A 19,317-nucleotide genomic window follows, 5' to 3' on the forward strand; every position below is an offset into this window, starting at 1 on the left:
AACGCGACTCGCTGAAGGAATGGCTGGAGTATGCCACAGCCCCCTACTCGCCCAGCAGGTGCAGCACCACAGTGCGGGCCTGCACGGCGCGCCGGTGCTCGAATACGTAAATTCCCTGCCAGGTGCCGAGCAGCGGTCCGCCGCCCGCGACCGGGATCGCCAGATGAGTTTGCGTCAGTGCCGCGCGCACGTGCGCCGGCATGTCGTCCGCGCCTTCCAGCGTGTGTTCGTAGATCAGGTCGCCTTCCGGCACCAGCCGCGACAGGAAGCGTTCCAGATCGGTCTGCACGGTCCGATCGCAGTTTTCCTGAATCAACAGACTCGCCGAGGTATGGCGGATATACAGGGTGAGCAGACCCTGCCTGATGCCGCTCGCCTGCACCCAGTCGCGCACCTGCGGGGTAAAGCCATACAGGCCTTTGCCGCGGGTGGGAACGGTGATGTCATGGAAGATCTGGCGCATCCCCGCCATTCTAGCGAATCCGCTTTGTTACACTCGCCGCATGCTGTTCCTCGTTCCGCATCTGTTCCCGTCTGCGCGCCTGCTGGAAACGGCGACACAGGACCTGCCCCTGCCCGCGCTGGAAACGCTGCTGGCACGCGGCGCCCTTCATTCCGGCCCGGCCGAGGGCGTGGAGGCTGCGCTGTGCGGGGCATTGGGCATCAAGCGCCAGCAGGACTGGCCGCTCGCGCCGATCACGCTGGAAGCGGACGGCGGGATGGCCGGAGACGCATATTGGCTGCGCGCCGACCCGGTACACCTGCGGGTCATGCGCGACCGTATCGTGCTGGCAGACAGCCGCGATCTGGCACTGCCGCTGCAGGAAGCCACAACCCTGGCTGCCGCGATTGGCCGGCACTTCGGCGCAGACCTGAGCCCGATCCCGCTCACCGCCAAGCACTGGTATCTGCGCTTTCCGCAGGCCCCGCGCCTGACCACCACCGCCCCGTCAGTCGCGGTGGGCAGCGATATCGATTCTCTGTTACCGAACGGCGCCGACGCAATGCGGTTCCGCGCGCAATTGAACGAACTGCAAATGCTGCTGCATGAACATCCGGTCAACCAGGCGCGCGAAGCACGCGGCGAATTGCCGGTGAATTCGCTGTGGCTGTGGGGGGGCGGCACCAAGCCGGCCGTATCGGCAATCCGCATGCCCGTATATGCGCGTGATGGCGAGGCGCACGCGCTGGGGACATTCTGCGGCGCGCCGCTGCATCCGCTGCCGCGGCGTCTGGAAAAATCCATGCTTGAAACGGAATGCGTGATCCTGCTCGAGGAATTGACGAACGCCGGACAGTACGGCGATGCCTACGGCTGGCGCGAGGCCATCCGCGAACTGGAAGCAAACTGGTTCGTGCCGCTGCTCGGCAGCCTGCGCACGCTTGGCCGGCCGGGGCTGTGCCTGGCCGACCCGGTCAGCGGCAGAATGCTGCATCTGCAACGAGCGGACTACTGGAAAATCTGGCGGCGGCCGCGCCGCCTGAACGCAATGCCGGATTGCGGGGAACTCAGAGCGGCACCGCCCACAGGTCGTGCTCGTCAGCCTCTTCGACCCGGACCTTGAGGCGCGTGCCCGGCTGCAGATCGAACACGCCCTCAAGATAGACCACGCCGTCGATTTCCGGCGCATCGGCATGGCTGCGCGCCAGCGTGCCCGCCGCGTCTTCTTCGTCGACGATCACCTCGATCTCGCGGCCGATCTTGGCATCGAGTCTGGCCGCCGATATTTCCGCCTGCGCCTCCATGAAGCGCTCAAGCCGCTCCTCTTTCAGCTCTTCAGGCACCGCACCGGGCAATTCGTTGGCAGTCGCGCCCTCGACCGGCGAATACTTGAAGCAGCCGACACGATCGAGTTGCGCCTCCTTGAGGAAGGCCAGCAATTCCTCGAACTCGGCGTCGGTCTCGCCGGGAAAGCCAACGATGAAGGTGGAGCGCAGCGTGAGATCGGGCACGGCGGTACGCCAGGACTGGATGCGATCCAGCGTTTTTTCGACCGCGCCGGGGCGCTTCATCAATTTCAGGATGCGCGGACTGGCATGCTGAAACGGAATATCGAGGTAGGGCAGGACGATGCCGTCGGCCATCAGCGGGATTACGTCGTCCACGCTGGGATACGGATAGACGTAATGCAGCCGCACCCATGCCCCCAGGCTACCCAGCGCGCCTGCGAGCTCGGTCATGCGGGTCTTCAGCGGGCGGCCGTTCCAGAAGCCGGGGCGGTACTTCACGTCCACTCCGTAGGCGCTGGTATCCTGCGACACCACCAGCAATTCCTGCACGCCTGCGCCGACCAGGGCTTCCGCCTCGCGCATCACCTCGCCGATCGGGCGGCTCACCAGATCGCCGCGCAGCGACGGAATGATGCAGAAGGTGCAGCGGTGATTGCAGCCCTCCGAAATCTTCAGGTAAGCGTAATGGCGCGGGGTGAGCTTGATGCCGCCGGGCGGAATCAGGTCCTCGAACGGGTCGTGCGGTTTCGGCAGCGCGGTGTGCACCGCCTCCATCACTTCGTCGAGCGCATGCGGGCCGGACACCGCCAACACCTTGGGATGCGCCTCGCGCACCACGTCGCCCTTGGCGCCAAGACAGCCGGTGACGATGACCTTGCCGTTTTCCGCCAATGCCTCGCCGATCGCCTCCAATGATTCCTGCACCGCAGCGTCGATGAAACCGCAGGTGTTGACCACCACCACATCGGCATCATCGTAGCTGCCGACGATGCCGTAGCCTTCGGCGCGCAGCCGGGTAAGGATGCGTTCGGAATCAACCGTCGCCTTCGGGCAGCCGAGAGAAACAAATCCGACGTTCGGCGAACGGGCGCGTTTAGCTTTGGTTACCATGACGTTCTATCCTGATGGAGCATGAGATGTATATCGTAGCGATTGGCTGGGCCTACGTGATCCTGATGATGGCGATCACTGCCAGCAGTGTCGGCAAGGCGCTGGCCGTCCTGATTTTCCTGGGCGTGCTGCCGCTGGCACTGTTTGTGTATGTAGCCGACCGGCCGCGGCGGCGCTCAGTGGCCGCTTCCAATCAGATGACCGACCAGCCCGACACTGCCGATTCCCAGTCCGATCAACGCTAGCTGCTGCAAGGTTGCGCCGATTTCCGCACGCTTGTGCAGACCCGGTATCAGATCGGACAAGGCCACATACAACATGCTCGCCCCCGCCATCCCCAACAGCACCGGCATCCAGCCTTCCAGCATCGACAGTGCGTAATAACCGACCAAGGCACCGATCAGCGTTGCCACCCCGGTCAGGAAATTGAGCAAAAGCGCCTGAGTGCGGGTATAACCCGAGTGCAGCAGGATGAGAAAATCGCCGATTTCCTGCGGAATCTCGTGTGCAATGATCGCCAGCGCAGTGACCGCTCCCAGGCGGAAGTCGACCAGAAAAGCCCCTGCAATGATGATGCCGTCGACAAAATTGTGGAAGGTGTCGCCCACCGTGATCATCATGCCGGAACGCCCGTGGTCATGGCTGTGGCCATGACTGCCATGGGCTTCGCAGACCTCGTCGTGGCAGTGCCGCCACAACACCAGTTTTTCCAGCAGGAAAAACAGCAAGATACCGCCGAGCAAGGCCTTGGCGACGGTTTCGATGTCGCCCCCCATTTCGACCGCTTCCGGCAATACCTCCAATAGCGATGCCCCCAGCAACGCGCCAATGGCATAACTCACGAGAACCGGCACCCAGCTGGGACGGGCCGAGAAAGCCAGAACCGCCGCCAGCAGCAAGCTCAGCAAGCTGCCCGCGGCAGTTGCGATCAAAATGATGGCGAGGGTGGACATGGGAAACCGGAGAGACCAGGAAAGGGGGGATTATACTGGGCCGGGGCATAAGCGGCCGCCGACTTGCCCGAATGGATGAATCGCCTTTGTATCCCGCAGCATTTGCCGGTCACGGGATACGTCAATGGCTAGCCAGCCTGCTCCACCCCCTGCTGCTGCTTCCCCTCCACAGCAAAAAACCGCTCCACCACCCCCATCTTTCGTGTCCGCGTCATCGCCGGCAACGCATTCAGCAGCAATCGCCCATAGGGCTTGTCCGCCAACCGGGTGTCGCAGATCATCAGCACACCACGGTCGGTCTCGGTGCGGATCAAGCGCCCCGCCCCCTGCTTCAAGCTGATCGCCGCATGCGGTAGCTGGTAATCCATGAACGGCTTGCCACCGTTCTTCTCGGCCTGGGCAATGCGCGCAGCCACCACCGGGTCGTCGGGCGGCTGGAAGGGCAGTTTGTCGATGATGACGACCGACAGCGCGTCACCCGGCATGTCGACACCTTCCCAGAAACTCTGGCTGCCCAGCAATACGGCGTTGCCGGCTTTCTGGAAGCGCGCCAGCAGTTCGTTCTTCGGCGCGTCGCCCTGCACCAGCAAAGGATAGTCCCAGCCGCGGAACCTGAAGGCGTCGGTCAGGAGGCCGCGAGCCTTCTCCAGTGCCCGCAGGCTGGTGAACAGGATGAAGGCGCGTCCCTGGCTGACTTCCAGTACCGGCAAGGCGGCGTTGACGACGGCGTCGGTGAACTTGGGCGTGTTGGGCGCGGGCAGGCCCTGCGGCACATAGAGCACGCCCTGGCGCGGGTAGTCGAAGGGGCTGTCGACACACAGCATTTCCGCCGCATCTATTCCCAGACGGGTTTTGAGATGAGTGAAGTCGCCACCGACGGCGAGCGTGGCCGAGGTGAGAATCCATGCCTGGGCGCGTTCCGTCAGTTTGGCGCCGAACATCGCACCGATCGAAAGCGGCGTCGCGTGCAGCAGCAGTGAGCTCAGCGTGGTTTCGAGCCAGCGCACGCGCGGGGTGTCGGGATCGTCGTCACGCTGCCAGCGGGTCAGGACAGCCTGTATGCCTTGTGCGCGCTCGAAACAGTTCTTCAGCTCGGCGTCGCGCTCGGCCTGGGTTTCGAGCAGCCTGGCCATGTCATCCAGTGCGGCGGACAGGGCTTTCAGTGCAGCCGGCCATTTCTCGTAGCGCGCCAGTTCGGCGAAAGTGGATTTGACAGGGTTCTGCGGAAACGCCAGGCGCAGGTCGCGCGTGGCTTTGGCCAGATCTTCCGCTGCGCTGCGCAGCACCGGGAAATCGCCTGCTTTCACCGCCGCCTGACGCTTGGTGTCGCCCGCCAGATCGAGCAATTGCGCGGTGGACAGCGTTTCGCCGAAGAACTGTGCAGCGGTTTCGGCGAGCTGGTGGGCTTCGTCGAGAATCACGGTGTTGCAGGCGGGCAGCAGTTCGGCGACGCCTTCATCCTTCAGCCACAGGTCGGCAAAGAACAGGTGGTGGTTGACCACCACGACTTCGGCGTCGAGCGCGGCCTTGCGTGCCGCCATCACGAAACAATCCTTGAAATGGCTGCACTCGCTGCCGAGGCAGGTGTCGCGGCTGGAAACCGCGTACTGCCAGGCTGTGGCATCCTCCGGGATACCTGCGGCCTCGGCACGGTCTCCGCTGACGCTGGTTGCGGCGAAGCGGGCGATTTTGGCGAGCCAGGCTGCATCGTCGCGGTGGGCGAAACGGCCGTCGCTCAAGTTACGCTGCAGGTGATGGTGGCAGACGTAGTTGGCGCGGCCCTTCAGTAAGGCCACTTTGACCGGCGATTTGAGCGCGCGCCGCGCCGCCGGCAGGTCACGATGGAAGAGTTGGTCCTGCAAGGCCTTGGTGCCAGTGGAAATCACCACCTTGCCACCCGACAGCAGCGCGGGAATCAGGTACGCCAGGGTCTTGCCGGTGCCGGTGCCGGCCTCGGCCAGCAGCACGCTGTTGCCGGCGATTGCGCGCTCGACCGCTTCGGCCATGGCGAGTTGCTGCGGACGCGAACGCCAGCCCTGCAGCACTGCGGCACACGCACCTTCGGATGAAAAAATGTTTTCCAGATCAAGCATATCGCGATCGACTTCAAGCGCAGTGTAACACCCGGCATCGGCTGCATCGGCTGTGCGCAACCTCAAGTTTGCGCGTATTGCTGCCGTTAGTATCGCAGGTGCGGCCTACTCCATTCTGCTCATGCGCATATCCTTGTTCTGCTTGCTGCTGGCACTCGTCCCGATCTCAACCCACGCTGCGATCGTCCACCTGGAGATGCGCCCCGGAATTGATGCCAGTGCCGAATATCTTGCGGGGCAGCGCAACAAACCTGCAGTACTGCTGCTGCACGGTTTTTTGCAGACACGCGAGTTTCCGACGGTCGCCACGCTGGCGCGCGGCCTGCAGGATGCAGGCTATCCCGTACTGATCCCCACGCTCAGCCTCGGCATTCCCAACCGGGTGCAAAGCCTGGCCTGCGAAGCGGCGCACCAACACGACCTGGATGAGGATGTCGCCGAAATTGCGCGCTGGGTGGGCTGGCTGAAATCGCGTGGCCACCGTTCCATCATCCTGGTCGGCCATAGCTTCGGCAGCATGCAATTGCTGGCCTATCTGACAGCCGGGCCGGACGCCGCGGTAAAAGGTTATATCGGCGCCTCACTGATCGAAGTCCAGATCGGCACGACTCCGCGTGCCTCGCTCTTCGCCCAGCTGGAAAGCCGCATTCAGCGCAGCCAGCGCGACCTGGTCACCCAGCATGTGTCTTATTGCAGAAAATACCGGTCGACGCCGAAAGCCCTGTTGTCGTACGTGCGCTGGGATCAGGCGCGCACGCTGGCGGCATTGAAGCACTCACCGGTCAACGTAAAACTCATCATGGGAGACGCCGACGACACGCTTGGCAAGGGCTGGCTCAAGATGTTGCAGCAGATACAAACCCCCATGGTGATCGTGATGGGCGCCAACCATTTCATGGATGGCGAACACGAATTCGATCTGCTGGAACATACCCTCAAATCCATGGAACCCACCCAGCGGCCCTTGCCTCGATGAAATGGTCTGAATCCATCTCCATCAGGCAGATCGCACTCGCTTTCGTCACCGGGCTTCTGGTGCTGGTGAGTTTGATCGGTGGCTTTGCCGCCTACCAGACGCGCGCCGTCACGCGCAGCCTGGAACAGCACAGCCGGGAAGCCGCGCAGTCCGAGCTTGCCGCCGGGGTCGAGCGCTTGCTGGCGCAGACGGAGGATTTTGCGAACAATCTGGCGCATTGGGATGAAACCCGGCAACAATTGGTGACGCCCGAGTATTACACCTACTGGCGAGACCAGCGGGTATACGAAAGCGGCATGCTGAACAGCCATTTTGCCCGGGCGGCACTGTATACCCGCGACGGCACGCTACTTGCCCCCAGACCGGCAAAAACCAGGCTGCCGTCGAAACTGCCCGCTGGCCTGCCGTTGCGGCAGACCATCAGCTGGCTGAGCAACGAGGCCGGCACCATTGCCCTCTATCACGCGTTTCCGGTATATGGAGACGAGCGTCGGCAAACCCTGCTCGGCCACGGGATGATCCGGATCGATTTCATGCCGGCACTGGTGCGGCAGGCAAAATTCCATTTCACGGACACGTCAAATCTCAAACTGGCACTTGAGCCGGGCGAAACGCTGGCCGCGTCGCAGCTGTTTTCGCGCCTGAACTTCGGCGCCCGCCCCGACCCCGATCAGCTCCGATTCCAGACGATCCTGTCGCGCACCCTGCTCGCGCTGTTTGTGCTGCTGCTAAGCGCTTCACTGCTGGGTTTCGTGGCATACAACCGTCTGTTGGTACGCCCGCTGGGACGCCTGACGCAGGATATCGATGCCATGCAACACGGCCACTTCAGCCACAATCCATCGCGCTCGCAGCCGATGCGCATCAGCGAACTCGAAAACATCCGCCGCTCGCTGCATGATTACCAGCTGCAATTGCGCGAACTGCATGGCTCGCTGGAACACCAGAACCGCGAATTCCACTCGCAGGCGCGGCAGGATGCACTCACCGGCAGCCACAACCGGCGCGCCTATGAAGAAGACTGGGAAAATTTCCGCCAGCAACTGAAAACCGCGCCGCAGGGCGTGGCTTTCCTGTTGTTCGATTGCGACCGCTTCAAGACCATCAACGATACTTACGGCCATGCCAAGGGCGACCGCGTACTCACCATCGTCGCCGATGCGCTGGTGATGGCGCTGCGCGCCAACGATCGCCTGTACCGCCTCGGCGGCGACGAATTCGCCACCTTTCTGTCGCACACCACGCCTGCCCAGGCCAAGCAGATCGCTCAACGCTGCCAAAGCCTGCTCGAAGCGTCCGCCTTCAGCGACCTGGGAATCAGCGAACCGGTCGGGATCAGCATCGGCATTGCTTTCTGCGCGGCCGATCAGCTAGTGCACATCGACGAACTGCCCAAACAGGCCGACATCGCCATGTATACCGCCAAGCAGCCGGGGCGCAGCCGCATCGCACTGTACGGCGAAGACACCGAGCGTGCCGCGCAGGCTCTGGTGGCAAGCCGCGAGACCAGCGCACTATTCCAGGCACTGGCCACGCCCGGCATGGTCGAGCTGCATTACCAGCCCATCCATGGCCTGCCCGGACGCAAAGTGGCGTATTACGAGGCGCTGGCGCGTATCCGCTACAACGGCGAACTCATCATGCCGGGCGCCTTCCTGCCGGTAGTCAGCAGCCGCCGGCTGGAAACCGAATTCGATCTGGCGGTGCTGCATCAAGTCGACGCTGACCTCTCGTCGCAGCGAATGCCGCCAGGAAGCGGCGTCTCGATCAACCTGTCGGCACAAAGCATTTCACGTCCTGAAATCGTGTCGCTGCTGCTGGAACTGTCGCGCCACGGCACCCGCCATCCCCTGATGCTGGAGATCACGGAAACCTCGCTGATCACCCAGATGATCGAAGTGCGCACCTATCTCGATTTGCTGCACACGGTCAACTACCGCATCGCCATGGACGACTTCGGCACCGGTTATTCGCCGCTGCGCTACCTGGTGGATTTGCCGGTGGATGTGGTCAAGTTCGACATTTCGCTGGTGAACAAGCTGGGGCAGGACAACCGCGCCGGCCAGGTGGTGGCCGATTTCGCCCGCATGATGAAAGACGCCGGCTATGCGCTGGTGGCCGAGGGCGTGGAGACCGAAACCGTGCTGCAGAAAGTCGAAAGCCTGGGTTTTGCCCATGTGCAGGGTTATCTGCTGGGGCGCCCGGTCCCCCTGTCGCAGCTGACCGTGCAACCCGGCGCCGCCGGCATGGGAGCGCCGTATCCTCCGCTCGGCGAAGACGGATCAGTGTTTGCCTGAACGCCAGATGGAAAAGATGATCCACAGGCTGTTGAAAAACGCGATCAGGAATCCCATCAGCCCGAAAAAAGGCAGGCCGAACAGTTGAGGGCCGCCTTCCACTGTCATGATGATGCTGGAGCCGACGACCAGCGAGGCGGTCAGAATGCCCATGGTCAGCCGGTTGCTGGCGCGGTCCAGCTGGTGGCCGAACTGGTCCAGCCGTTTCAGGTCGAGATCGACCTTCACCCGCCCGCGCCGCATGTCGCGCAGCAGATGACGCAGGTCGCGCGGCAAGTCGGCCAGCACGTCCAGCGTTTCGCGCATGCTTTTGCGCCCGCGCGCCAGCAATGCCTGCGGCGTGTAGCGCCGCTGAATGACGCGTTCCACGAACGGCGTCACGTGGTCAATCATATGAAACTCCGGATCGAGCTGCTGCCCCAGCCCTTCCAGCGTGATCAGGGTCTTGAATAGCAGGGTCAGATCGGCCGGCAGCATCAGGTTGTTGTCGCGCATCAGCGCCGTGATGTCATTCAGCAATGCTCCGATCTTGACGTCCTTGAGCTGCAGATCGTCGTAGCTGTACAACAGTTCCGCTACGTCGTAGGCCAGGCGATCCTCATCCAGTACCGACTCGCCGCTCCAGTCGAGCAGTATCTGCAGCAGACCTTGCTCGTCCTTGCGCGCCAGCGCGTGCAGCAGGTCGACAATCTGGTGGCGGCGAGGATTGGTCAGCATCCCCACCATGCCGAAATCGATCATGCCGATGCGGTTATCCGGCAGGAACAGCACATTGCCCGGGTGCGGATCGGCATGAAAATAGCCGTGTTCCAGCACCATGCGCAGCACAGTATCGGCGCCGCGCGCAGCCAGCAGTCTGGGGTCGAGTCCGCGAGCGCGCAGCTTGTCGGGCGCCACGCCCGCCATGCCGACGATTTCTTCCTGCACGTTGACGCGGTCGCGGGTGAATTCCCAATACACCCGGGGAATCTTCACCAGCGGATCGTTGGCAAAGTGGCGTGCGAACTGGTCGATGTTGCGCGCCTCCTTGGCCAGGTCGAGTTCGCGGTTCAACGAACGGCGGAACTGCGACACCATGTGCACCGGATCGTAGCGCCGGAAATCCGCAACTTCGCTGTCCAGCAGCTTGGCGGCATGTTCGAGGATGCGTAGATCGGCCCGGATCACCGCCTCGATGCCGGGGCGGCGGATTTTGACGACGACCGGCGTGCCGTCCTTGAGCGTGGCGCGGTGCACCTGCGCGATGGACGCGGCCGCCAGCGGCAGCGGATCGAATCCGGCAAACACCTCAGTAGGCTCGCCCCCGAGCACTTCGACCAGATCGGCGTGCAGAATTTCATAGGGGACCGCAGGCACCTGGCTATGCAGTTTCTCGAATTCGGCAATCCAGTGCGGCGGAAACATGTCCACCCGGGTCGCCAGCAGCTGCCCGAGTTTGACAAAGGTGGGGCCGAGTTCTTCCAGTGCGCGGCGGATGCGCACGGGCGCATCGAGCTGGCTGATTTCGCTGGTGCTGTGCCAGTGCAGCACCCGTCCGGCGCGTTCCAGAACGCCGCTGATACCCAGCAGGCGCACCAGATCGCCCCAGCCATAGCGAATCATTACCGAGGCGATTTCATGCAATCGCGGCAGGTCGCGCACGACCGAAATGGTTTCCCAGAGCATCGTTGGTTGTTGGAATCGGTAATGCCGAGAGTGTACCCGCAAGGGGCACGCCGGATTCGTAAGCCGCTAAACCGGCAACGACTCCGCTGTACCCGCAAGGGGCACGCCGGATTCGTAAGCCGTTAAAACGGCAACGATTCCGCTGCAGCCGCGGGGGGCGCAATGGGCGCGCTTCCTGCTGCCGGGTGGCGGGTCGTCAGGAACGCAGGCGCTCGCTCTGCCGTTTGAGCGATTCGGACAGCGCAGCCAGGATGCCGCTCGCCACCTGCGACAGGCGCTCGGTGGCCGTGCTGGCCGACTCGCCCAGCCCGGCGCGTCCCGCCGTGCTGCTGGCTTTCACGCCGCTCGCCATCTGCCGGAGCGATTCGAGTACCTGCTCGCCGGTACGGGTGCCGCTGATCTTCAGGTGATCGCTCAGATAGCCGAGTTCTTCCTTCAGCTTGCCACCCGACTGGCTGGCGGCCTGCTTCAGCGCCTCGACAATCTGCCCCTCCAGGTCGCGGAGCTGCTCGAGACTGGCTTTGAGTTCGTTGTCCCTGAAGGCCTGACCCTGGGTGGCCGCTTCGCGCAGGGTGTAGGACGCCGCCTGCGCTGCGCTGCCGACGGCCTCGTCCAGGCCGGCTATCGCCTGTTTGAGCCCATCCTTCATTTCGCCGCCGCGCGACGTCAGGCCGCTGCCCACGCCGGAGGCAATCGCGGCGACGATCTCGCGCAGGTCGCCCAATGCCATGCGGCGTTCGTGCAGCGCGCGCGCGGTCAATTCGCGTACGCGTTCGCGCAGGTCGGGCGTGGACACGGCTGCTGCGGCTTCGTCGTGCAATTGCATGAGTTGCGTATTGTCGGGGATACTGGTCTGGCTTGAAACTGGGGTTTGCGCGTCATTCATGGTGCTGTCCTCGGGTCAAGATTCGCTACGCATAGCCGTAATTCGCATTTCAACCACTATAGAGCAGATTGTCATTCGATGAAGTCTGTACTGCTGTTCCTGCTGGCCTTGCTGTCGACATCCCACGCATTGGCGGCACCGGAGGACGATATTCATATGTACGCCGTCAGCCTGGTAGGCAGCCCCTACCGACTGGGCGGCAGCGCGCCTGGCAGCGGACTCGATTGCAGCGGTTTCGTCGGCCACGTATTCAGGCAGACGACCGGCATCCAGCTCCCGCGCGACAGCCGCGCGATCAGCGAAGCGACGCAGCCGCTCGCGCTGGCCGAACTCCAGCCCGGCGATCTGGTCTTCTTCAATACCCTCAACCGCGCGTTCTCACATGTCGGCATTTACCTGGGCGAAGACCGTTTTGTGCACGCTGCGAGCAGCCGCACCGGGGCGGTCATGGTCTCCAGCCTCGGCGACCGTTACTGGCGCGAACGCTTCGACGGTGCCCGCCGCGTCGTCCCGGCCGGTGACGTTTCGCCCGCGATTGCCGCGCTGCAATAAGCGCTGCCTGGACACGCTCCGGCACGGCGTGCTGGCAGCGGTGTTGTTGATGCATTTTGCGCATGCGGCAACCGATCTCAGCCTGGAAAGCGCGGACGCCGTCAACGAGGGGCAGCTGCACTTCCTCGAAACGCCGCCCGCCAAACCCCTCCATCATCACCAGAATCACATCCGCATCGATACCGACAGCCTGGCTACCGGCTGGGTCGGGCTGTATCAGTGCCACGACCAGCTGGACGCCGTGCCGCTCCTGCAGATCACCTTCCGCGAGGACTTTGTGCGCGATCTCAAAATCGACCTCGCCCGCGGCATCGAACACGCCCAGGTCGAAGGTGCCAGCGTGCAGCTGCGCAATATCGAACCCGGTGCGCGGCTGTGCCTGTCTGCGCAAGCCCGTGCCCTGCGCAACACCGGAAACGGCTATTTCAGCCTGTTCAGCGGGCCCTACATGCGCAAATTTCTCGACGGCTATTACCCCATGCGAGTGACGCTCGACGTCGATTACCCCGCTGAGTCGCTCCAGCTGATCGACGCCAGCCCTGCGCAGCAACCCGGACTGAGTTTCGCCGAACGGCCCGGCAACATCCGGCTGGATGCCCTGTTCGAAGGCGAACTGCGCCTCCTGCTCCAGTTCGAACGCCACTGACCGATGCCGGATGATTATATTTACCATGTATTGATAACCGTTCTCATTTTTAGTACGATCGCACGCATCGACCCAACCGAGAAAACCCGAGATGAAACCGATCCTGACCCGGCTGCTTGCCGCCCTGGCATTCACCGCCGCCACCCTGCCTGCGCTGGCCGAGGAAGTCGTGGTGTATTCCGCGCGTAACGAGCAGCTCATCAAACCCTTGTTCGACGCCTATACCCGCGATACCGGCGTACAAATCAAGTTCATCACCGACAAGGAAGGACCGCTGATGGCGCGCCTGAAAGCCGAGGGTAAGAACACGCCGGCCGACATGCTGCTGACCGTCGACGCTGGCAACCTGTGGCAGGCGTCCGAAGAGGGCCTGCTGCGCCCGATCCAGTCGAAAATCCTGCAAGCCAACGTGCCGGCCCATCTGCGCGACCCTGACAGCGAGTGGTTCGGCCTGTCGGTGCGCGCCCGCACCATCGTGTACAACACCGGCAAGGTAAAACCGGCCGAGCTGTCGACCTACGAGGATCTGGCCAAGCCGCAATGGAAAGGCCGCCTCTGTCTGCGCACCTCGAAAAAGGTCTACAACCAGAGCCTGGTAGCGATGATGATCACCGAATACGGCGAAGGCAAAACCGAAGACATGGTGCGTGGCTGGGTCGACAACCTGGCGACCTCGCCCTTTCCCGACGACACCAAGGCAATGGAAGCGGTGGCTGCCGGCCAGTGCGACGTCACGCTGGTCAACACCTATTATTTCGGCCGCCTGATGGAGAAGAGCCCCAATCTGCCGCTGGCGATTTTCTGGCCCAACCAGAATCTGAAAAACAAGGCGGCCGGCGTGCACGTCAACATCTCCGGTGCCGGGGTCACGCGCCATGCCAAGAACCCGGCCGGCGCGCAGAAACTGATCGAATGGCTGTCGTCCGACAAGGCGCAAAACCTGTTCGCCGACGTCAACCTGGAATACCCGGTCAATCCGAAAGTGTCGCCCGACAAGACGGTCGCAGCCTGGGGCGGCTTCAAGCAGAACCTGATCAACGTAAAAGAGGCTGGCAGCCTGCAGACCAAGGCCGTAAAATTGATGGATCGCGCCGGCTACAAATAAGCATCCATCTTGTCTGACACTGTTGCAGTTCCAACAAAAGCGCCCTCAGCGGGCGTTTTTGTTTTGCCTGACGCCCGCCCCCGCATCGGCGGCTGGATGCTGTTCGCCCTGGCGGTCGCCGCGCTGGTGCTGGTGCCGGTGGCGGTCACCTTCTCCTCGTTCGCCCAGGTCGAGGGCGACATCCTCGCTCACCTGACCGAGTTCGTGCTGCCCGAACTGGTGGGCAACACGCTGTGGCTGGTGCTCGGGGTGGCAGTCGGCGTCGGCGTACTGGGCGTGTCGCTGGCCTGGCTCACGGCGATGTGCGAATTTCCCGGCCGCCGCCTGTTCGACTGGGCGTTGCTGCTGCCGCTGGCACTGCCCGCCTACGTCACTGCCTTCGTCGCGATCGGCCTCTTGGACTTCACCGGCCCGCTGCAGACCTGGCTGCGCGAAGGCTGGGGCCTCACCGGCCTGCCCGAAATCCGCTCGCGTGGCGGCGTCATCCTGGTGATGTCGCTGGCGCTCTATCCCTATGTTTATCTCATTGCAAAAAATGCCTTCGCCACCCAGGGCGCGATCGCGCTGGAAGCGGCGCAGTCGCTCGGACTCTCCCGCACCCAGGGCTTCTTCCGGGTGGCGCTGCCGATGGCGCGGCCGTGGATCGCCGCCGGGATGATGCTGGCGCTGATGGAAACCCTGGCCGATTTCGGCACCATGGCGATCTTCAACTACGACACCTTCACCACTGCCATCTACAAGGCCTGGTACAGCCTGTTCTCGCTGCCGGCAGCGGCGCAGCTGGCCTCGATCCTGATCCTGTTCGTGCTGGTCGCGGTGGTGTTCGAGCAGCGCTCGCGCACCCGGATGCGCTACGGCACGGTGGGCCGCAGCGCCGCTTCTCGACGTATCAAGCTGTCGCCGGCGCTGGCCGGGCTGGCCCTGCTGTATGCCGGTGCAGTACTGGCGGTGGCCTTTCTCATTCCGATCACGCAACTGGCACTGTGGACACGCGACGTCATCGCCGACGATCTCGATAGCCGCTACTGGGCATTTGCCTGGCATTCGGTGCTGCTGGCCGGCATGGGCGCGCTGATGGTGGTGGCCATGGCGTTGCTGCTCGCCTATGCCGGGCGCCAGCGCCCCGGTACGGTGATGATGTGGGTGCAGCGCCTCGCCACCCTCGGCTATGCCTTCCCCGGCGCGGTGCTGGCGGTGGGCCTGTTCATCCCGGTGGCGGCGCTGGACAACTGGCTGATCGACACCGGCCGCGCCTGGTTCGGCTTCGACGGCAGCGAAATCCTCAAGGGCACGCTGCTGGTGATGCTGCTGGCCTACCTGGTGCGCTTTCTCGCGGTAGGCTTCGGCCCCATCGACAGCGGACTGCACCGCATCACCCGCAACGTCGACGAAGCCGCGCGCAACCTGGGCACCGGCGCGGCTGGCCTGCTCACCCGCATCCACCTTCCCATGTTACGCGCCAGCCTGCTGACCGCCGGAGCGCTGGCCTTCGTCGACATCATGAAGGAAATGCCGATCACCCTGATGACCCGCCCGTTCGGCTGGGACACGCTGGCGGTACGGGTATTCGAGATGACCGCGGAAGGCGAATGGGAGCGCGCCGCGCTGCCTTCGCTCGCCATTGTCGTTGCCGGTATCATCCCCATCATTCTCATGACCTGGCGCGGAGCGCATTCCCATGGCTGAGTTGATCCTCGATTCGGTTTCGCAGTCGTACGCCAAGCGGCAAATCATCGCCGACCTCACCTTCACCCTGCCGGAAGGCGCGATCGGCTGCCTGCTGGGCCCGTCGGGGTGCGGCAAGACCACGGCGCTGCGCTGCATCTCCGGCTTCGAGCCGATCCAGAGCGGCGAAATCCGTATCGGTGGCGAAGTCGTCAGCCGCCCCGGCTGGATGCTGGCCGCCGAAAAACGCCGCATCGGCATGGTGTTCCAGGACTACGCGCTGTTTCCACACCTCAGCGTGGCCGACAACGTCGGCTTCGGCCTGCGCAACGACGCCAGGGCCGCACGCCAGGCGCGTATCGACGAACTGCTCGTATTGGTGGGACTGTCGGCCCACGCCGATCAGTACCCCCATCAACTATCCGGCGGCCAGCAGCAGCGCGTGGCACTGGCGCGCGCGCTGGCGCCGCGGCCGCGCCTGATCCTGATGGACGAGCCGTTCTCCAACCTCGACGTGGAACTGCGCGAACGCCTGTCGCTCGAGGTACGCGACATTCTCAAGCGCGAAGCCACCACCGCGCTCATCGTGACCCACGACCAGCACGAGGCGTTTGCGCTGGCCGACTGGGTCGGCGTGATGCACCAGGGCCGCATCCAGCAATGGGATACGCCCTACAACCTGTACCACGAACCGGGCAACCGCTTCGTCGCCGATTTCGTCGGCCAGGGTGCGCTGGTGCCGGGAGAGGTGATCAACGACCATCAGGTGGAGATCGAGCTCGGCGTACTGGAAGGGCACATCCCGGTCGAATGCGACGCCAGCGGCTGCGAGCACTGCGTGCGCAACTGCCACGTCGACGTACTGCTGCGCCCGGACGACATCATCCACGACGACGACAGCCTGCTGCTGGCCGAGGTCGAAAACAAGGCCTTCCGCGGCGCCGATTTCCTCTACACGCTGAAACTGCCGAGCGGCCAGCACGCCCTGTCGCTGGTGCCCTCGCACCACAACCATGCCATTGGCGAAAAGATCGGCATCAAGCTGGCGGTCGACCACGTCGTGGCGTTCCGGCGCGAATAATCCTCCAGCCCATGCTGCCCTCTCCGCTGCGCGGCTTGCTGTTCAATGTGGGGCTTGGTTTCACCTCCGCCCTGTTGCTGATGCTGGCGGTGATCGGGCTGGGGGTCACCCAGATGGAGCATCTGAACGCCGAGCTGGCCAATGTGGTTTCGGTCAACAACGTCAAGACCCGGCTGGCCTCGCGCATGCGCGACTCCATTCGCGACCGGCAGATGCTGATGCACAACATCGTAATCGCCGTCGATCCCTGGGAAAAGGACGCGCTCTTCATGCAATTCCAGGATTACGGCGAACGCTACGCCAAGGACCGCGGCCAGTTGGGCACCATGCTCAGCACGCCGGACGAGAAACTGTTGATGGATGAACTCGACGTCCTCACCTCCTTCAACCAGCCGATCATGTTCAACGTGGTCCAGGCGGCTCTCGACGAGAACAATTACAGCGCCCTCAAGCAGTTGCAGGAGGAGGCCATTCCCCTGCAAAACGAGTTGATGGAATCGCTCAACAACATGACCAGCCTGCAGCGCGAGGCCAACGAAGCGGCGCTCGGCAAAACCTTCACCGCCTATCAGGCCACCCGCAACCTGATGCTGGTGCTGGGCATCAGCGCAACCCTGCTGGCGACCCTGGTTGCGGTTCTGGTCAGCCGCCGCATGCTGACGCAGACGCGCCAACTCGAAACTGAAAAGCAGAAATACCAGACCCTGTTCGAAACCAACTCTGATGCCGTCGTCATTCTCGACGACAAGGGTTTCACCGACTGCAACCCCGCCACGCTATCGCTGTTCGGCATGGATTCGGTCGCCACCTTCCTCGGCAAATCCATCTCCCAGCTCGGCACCCCGCTCCAGGCCCATGGCATGAGCGCCCACGATCACGCCATGCAGGCGATCCGCCAGGCACGCAGCCAGGGACATGCGGTGATGGACTGGCAGGGGCGGCGCCAGGACGGCTCCGTGTTCTCGGCCGAGATCGCCATGCACGCAATGCAACTGGAAGGCAGGCCGGTGATCCAGGCGATCATGCGCGACGTGTCCGAACGCCGCGCCGCCGAGGCCGCCAAGGAAGCGGCGCGCGAAGCCGCCCTGCAAATGGCGCATGCCAAATCGGGGTTCATCGCCAACGTCAGCCATGAAATCCGCACCCCCATGCACGGCATCCTGGGGATGAGCGGATTGCTGCTGAAAACCCCGCTCGACGGACAGCAGCGCGAATACGTGGCAACCCTGAAAAGCTCGGCGGAAGGCCTGCTTACCATCATCAACGACATCCTCGACTTTTCCAAAATCGAGGCCGGCAAACTGGACATCGAGCAGGTCGCCTTCTCGCCGGCAACGCTGGCGCAGGGCGTAGCCACGCTGTTCCAGGCGCGCGCACTGGAAAAGAACCTGCACCTGAAGCTGACCCTGCCCGAAGCGCTGCCCGCCGCCCTGCTGGGCGACCCTACGCGTATCCGCCAGATCCTGCTCAACCTAGTCGACAACGCCATCAAGTTCACGCACCAGGGCGAAGTCGAGTTGCGCGCGGAATTCGAGACGGTGGAAGGAGCAGTCAATTGTCTGTTCACCGTCCGGGACAGCGGCATCGGCATGAACGCCGAAACGCAGGCGCGCCTATTCCAGGCCTTTTCACAAGCCGACTCGTCGACCACGCGACGTTACGGCGGCACCGGCCTGGGGCTCGCTGTCAGCAGCCAGCTCGCTGAATTGATGGGTGGACAGCTCACAGTCGAGAGCGAGCCCGGTAAGGGCAGCCGCTTCAGTTTGGCGCTGCGCCTGCCGACAACGACGCTGCCGCTGGTTGAGCTGCCGACGCAGGCCGCCATCCGGCTGCAGGGGCGCATCCTGGCTGTGGAAGACCATCCGGTGAACCAGAAAATGCTGGCGCACCAGCTACGCGAAATGGGTCTGCAATATGCCATTGCGGCCAGCGGAACGCAGGCACTGGACATGCTGGAGAAGGAGCGGTTCGATCTGGTGCTGATGGACTGGCAAATGCCGGAAATGGACGGGCTGGACGCCACCCGGCAGATCCGCCGGCTGCCGACCGACGTCCGCCATATCCCCGTCATCGCGCTGACCGCCAATGCCAACACCGATTTCCGCGAAGTCTGCCTCGCGGCCGGGGCGAACGATTATATGAGCAAGCCCTATACCGAGGCTGCGCTGGCGGCATTGCTGAAGCAATGGCTGCCGCAGGCCAGACCTGCCGCCCCCCCCGTTCCGCTGCTCGACCTGCCCGCCCTGCACGCACGTTACCCAGGCAATCCGGAACTGGTGAACGATCTGGCCACGGTCTTCGCCAGCACCACCGAAGCCAGCCTGGCGGCGCTGAAGCGCGCGATCGGGCAGGGCCATATCGAAGCATGCCGCAAGGAAGCCCATGCCCTGAAAGGCGCTGCAGCCAGCGTGATGGCCACGGCCATCCAGCAAGGTGCCGCCCGTATCGAAAGCAGCGTGCAAAGGGGCGACTTCACCGCCGCCGCCACCGAACTGGCGGCGCTGGAAAACACCTTTCGCAGCCATGCCTGACCGCGCATTGACGCGCGCGCTGCAGC

At 63.5% G+C, this 19,317-nt stretch carries 16 protein-coding genes; 10 read left to right on the forward strand and 6 right to left on the reverse strand.

Annotated features, from left to right (window positions below; genetic code table 11):
* Positions 1–43: 43 nt before the first annotated feature.
* Positions 44–463: a secondary thiamine-phosphate synthase enzyme YjbQ gene (locus B059_RS0114855; RefSeq protein ID WP_026177564.1), complete on the reverse strand. Its 420-nt coding sequence runs from the start codon at positions 461–463 to the stop codon at positions 44–46.
* Between B059_RS0114855 and B059_RS0114860 the strand changes: the two genes are divergently transcribed.
* The gene (locus tag B059_RS0114860) at positions 441–1,565 is read left to right on the forward strand and encodes a hypothetical protein (RefSeq protein WP_211206923.1); all 1,125 of its coding nucleotides are present in this window, start codon (positions 441–443) and stop codon (positions 1,563–1,565) included. The genes B059_RS0114855 and B059_RS0114860 overlap by 23 nt on opposite strands.
* On the opposite strand, the gene rimO is transcribed toward B059_RS0114860, so the two are convergent.
* Positions 1,510–2,841 (reverse strand): 30S ribosomal protein S12 methylthiotransferase RimO, encoded by a 1,332-nt coding sequence (gene rimO, locus B059_RS0114865; RefSeq protein WP_018079045.1) that lies wholly within the window; start codon positions 2,839–2,841, stop codon positions 1,510–1,512. The genes B059_RS0114860 and rimO overlap by 56 nt on opposite strands.
* A 26-nt stretch (positions 2,842–2,867) precedes the next feature.
* Between rimO and B059_RS0114870 the strand changes: the two genes are divergently transcribed.
* Positions 2,868–3,086 (forward strand): hypothetical protein, encoded by a 219-nt coding sequence (locus tag B059_RS0114870; RefSeq protein WP_018079046.1) that lies wholly within the window; start codon positions 2,868–2,870, stop codon positions 3,084–3,086.
* On the opposite strand, the gene B059_RS0114875 is transcribed toward B059_RS0114870, so the two are convergent.
* Entirely contained in the window at positions 3,018–3,794 is a 777-nt protein-coding gene (locus B059_RS0114875) for a ZIP family metal transporter (protein ID WP_018079047.1), read from the reverse strand. The genes B059_RS0114870 and B059_RS0114875 overlap by 69 nt on opposite strands.
* Before the next feature lie 128 nt (positions 3,795–3,922).
* Entirely contained in the window at positions 3,923–5,887 is a 1,965-nt protein-coding gene (locus B059_RS0114880) for a DNA repair helicase YoaA (RefSeq protein ID WP_038058986.1), read from the reverse strand.
* Between the two features lie 121 nt (positions 5,888–6,008).
* On the opposite strand from B059_RS0114880, the gene B059_RS0114885 reads away from it, so the two are divergent.
* Both B059_RS0114885 and B059_RS0114890 read left to right on the forward strand, forming a co-directional pair.
* Complete coding sequence (locus B059_RS0114885; RefSeq protein WP_038058988.1) at positions 6,009–6,863, forward strand: alpha/beta hydrolase; 855 nt, start codon at positions 6,009–6,011, stop codon at positions 6,861–6,863.
* Positions 6,860–9,160 (forward strand): putative bifunctional diguanylate cyclase/phosphodiesterase, encoded by a 2,301-nt coding sequence (locus B059_RS0114890; protein ID WP_018079050.1) that lies wholly within the window; start codon positions 6,860–6,862, stop codon positions 9,158–9,160. The genes B059_RS0114885 and B059_RS0114890 overlap by 4 nt, the downstream gene beginning before the upstream one ends.
* Here the strand turns inward: B059_RS0114890 and B059_RS0114895 are convergent.
* Positions 9,146–10,825, reverse strand: a complete 1,680-nt coding sequence (locus B059_RS0114895) for an ABC1 kinase family protein (RefSeq protein ID WP_018079051.1) — start codon at positions 10,823–10,825, stop codon at positions 9,146–9,148. The genes B059_RS0114890 and B059_RS0114895 overlap by 15 nt on opposite strands.
* Before the next feature lie 196 nt (positions 10,826–11,021).
* Positions 11,022–11,711: a DUF6781 family protein gene (locus B059_RS0114900; protein WP_026177565.1), complete on the reverse strand. Its 690-nt coding sequence runs from the start codon at positions 11,709–11,711 to the stop codon at positions 11,022–11,024.
* Positions 11,712–11,789: 78 nt separating this feature from the next.
* Between B059_RS0114900 and B059_RS0114905 the strand changes: the two genes are divergently transcribed.
* The 6 genes from B059_RS0114905 to B059_RS0114930 all read left to right on the forward strand — a co-directional run bounded on the left by B059_RS0114905 (position 11,790) and on the right by B059_RS0114930 (position 19,291).
* Entirely contained in the window at positions 11,790–12,263 is a 474-nt protein-coding gene (locus B059_RS0114905; protein WP_018079053.1) for a C40 family peptidase, read from the forward strand.
* Positions 12,264–12,312: 49 nt separating this feature from the next.
* On the forward strand, positions 12,313–12,909 hold the full coding sequence (locus B059_RS0114910; RefSeq protein ID WP_157273740.1) for a hypothetical protein: 597 nt from the start codon (positions 12,313–12,315) through the stop codon (positions 12,907–12,909).
* Positions 12,910–13,000: 91 nt separating this feature from the next.
* Entirely contained in the window at positions 13,001–14,014 is a 1,014-nt protein-coding gene (locus tag B059_RS0114915) for a Fe(3+) ABC transporter substrate-binding protein (RefSeq protein WP_018079055.1), read from the forward strand.
* A 63-nt stretch (positions 14,015–14,077) separates the two neighbouring features.
* Positions 14,078–15,700 carry an ABC transporter permease gene (locus B059_RS0114920; RefSeq protein ID WP_018079056.1) on the forward strand — a complete coding sequence of 541 codons (1,623 nt, stop codon included), beginning with the start codon at positions 14,078–14,080 and terminating at the stop codon, positions 15,698–15,700.
* Positions 15,693–16,760 (forward strand): ABC transporter ATP-binding protein, encoded by a 1,068-nt coding sequence (locus B059_RS0114925; RefSeq protein ID WP_018079057.1) that lies wholly within the window; start codon positions 15,693–15,695, stop codon positions 16,758–16,760. The genes B059_RS0114920 and B059_RS0114925 overlap by 8 nt, the downstream gene beginning before the upstream one ends.
* An 11-nt stretch (positions 16,761–16,771) precedes the next feature.
* Positions 16,772–19,291, forward strand: a complete 2,520-nt coding sequence (locus tag B059_RS0114930) for an ATP-binding protein (RefSeq protein ID WP_018079058.1) — start codon at positions 16,772–16,774, stop codon at positions 19,289–19,291.
* Positions 19,292–19,317 lie beyond the last annotated feature (26 nt).

Source organism: Thiobacillus denitrificans DSM 12475, assembly GCF_000376425.1.
Lineage (GTDB): Bacteria > Pseudomonadota > Gammaproteobacteria > Burkholderiales > Thiobacillaceae > Thiobacillus > Thiobacillus denitrificans.

What these genes read in the sequence shown, in the direction of transcription:
- B059_RS0114860 (WP_211206923.1), top strand. Translation starts at nt 441, where the DNA reads ATGTCATGGAAGATCTGGCGCATCCCCGCCATTCTAGCGAATCCGCTT.
- B059_RS0114855 (WP_026177564.1), bottom strand. Translation starts at nt 463, where the DNA reads ATGCGCCAGATCTTCCATGACATCACCGTTCCCACCCGCGGCAAAGGC.
- rimO (WP_018079045.1), bottom strand. Translation starts at nt 2,841, where the DNA reads ATGGTAACCAAAGCTAAACGCGCCCGTTCGCCGAACGTCGGATTTGTT.
- B059_RS0114870 (WP_018079046.1), top strand. Translation starts at nt 2,868, where the DNA reads ATGTATATCGTAGCGATTGGCTGGGCCTACGTGATCCTGATGATGGCG.
- B059_RS0114875 (WP_018079047.1), bottom strand. Translation starts at nt 3,794, where the DNA reads ATGTCCACCCTCGCCATCATTTTGATCGCAACTGCCGCGGGCAGCTTG.
- B059_RS0114880 (WP_038058986.1), bottom strand. Translation starts at nt 5,887, where the DNA reads ATGCTTGATCTGGAAAACATTTTTTCATCCGAAGGTGCGTGTGCCGCA.
- B059_RS0114885 (WP_038058988.1), top strand. Translation starts at nt 6,009, where the DNA reads ATGCGCATATCCTTGTTCTGCTTGCTGCTGGCACTCGTCCCGATCTCA.
- B059_RS0114890 (WP_018079050.1), top strand. Translation starts at nt 6,860, where the DNA reads ATGAAATGGTCTGAATCCATCTCCATCAGGCAGATCGCACTCGCTTTC.
- B059_RS0114895 (WP_018079051.1), bottom strand. Translation starts at nt 10,825, where the DNA reads ATGCTCTGGGAAACCATTTCGGTCGTGCGCGACCTGCCGCGATTGCAT.
- B059_RS0114900 (WP_026177565.1), bottom strand. Translation starts at nt 11,711, where the DNA reads ATGAATGACGCGCAAACCCCAGTTTCAAGCCAGACCAGTATCCCCGAC.
- B059_RS0114905 (WP_018079053.1), top strand. Translation starts at nt 11,790, where the DNA reads ATGAAGTCTGTACTGCTGTTCCTGCTGGCCTTGCTGTCGACATCCCAC.
- B059_RS0114910 (WP_157273740.1), top strand. Translation starts at nt 12,313, where the DNA reads ATGCATTTTGCGCATGCGGCAACCGATCTCAGCCTGGAAAGCGCGGAC.
- B059_RS0114915 (WP_018079055.1), top strand. Translation starts at nt 13,001, where the DNA reads ATGAAACCGATCCTGACCCGGCTGCTTGCCGCCCTGGCATTCACCGCC.
- B059_RS0114925 (WP_018079057.1), top strand. Translation starts at nt 15,693, where the DNA reads ATGGCTGAGTTGATCCTCGATTCGGTTTCGCAGTCGTACGCCAAGCGG.
- B059_RS0114930 (WP_018079058.1), top strand. Translation starts at nt 16,772, where the DNA reads ATGCTGCCCTCTCCGCTGCGCGGCTTGCTGTTCAATGTGGGGCTTGGT.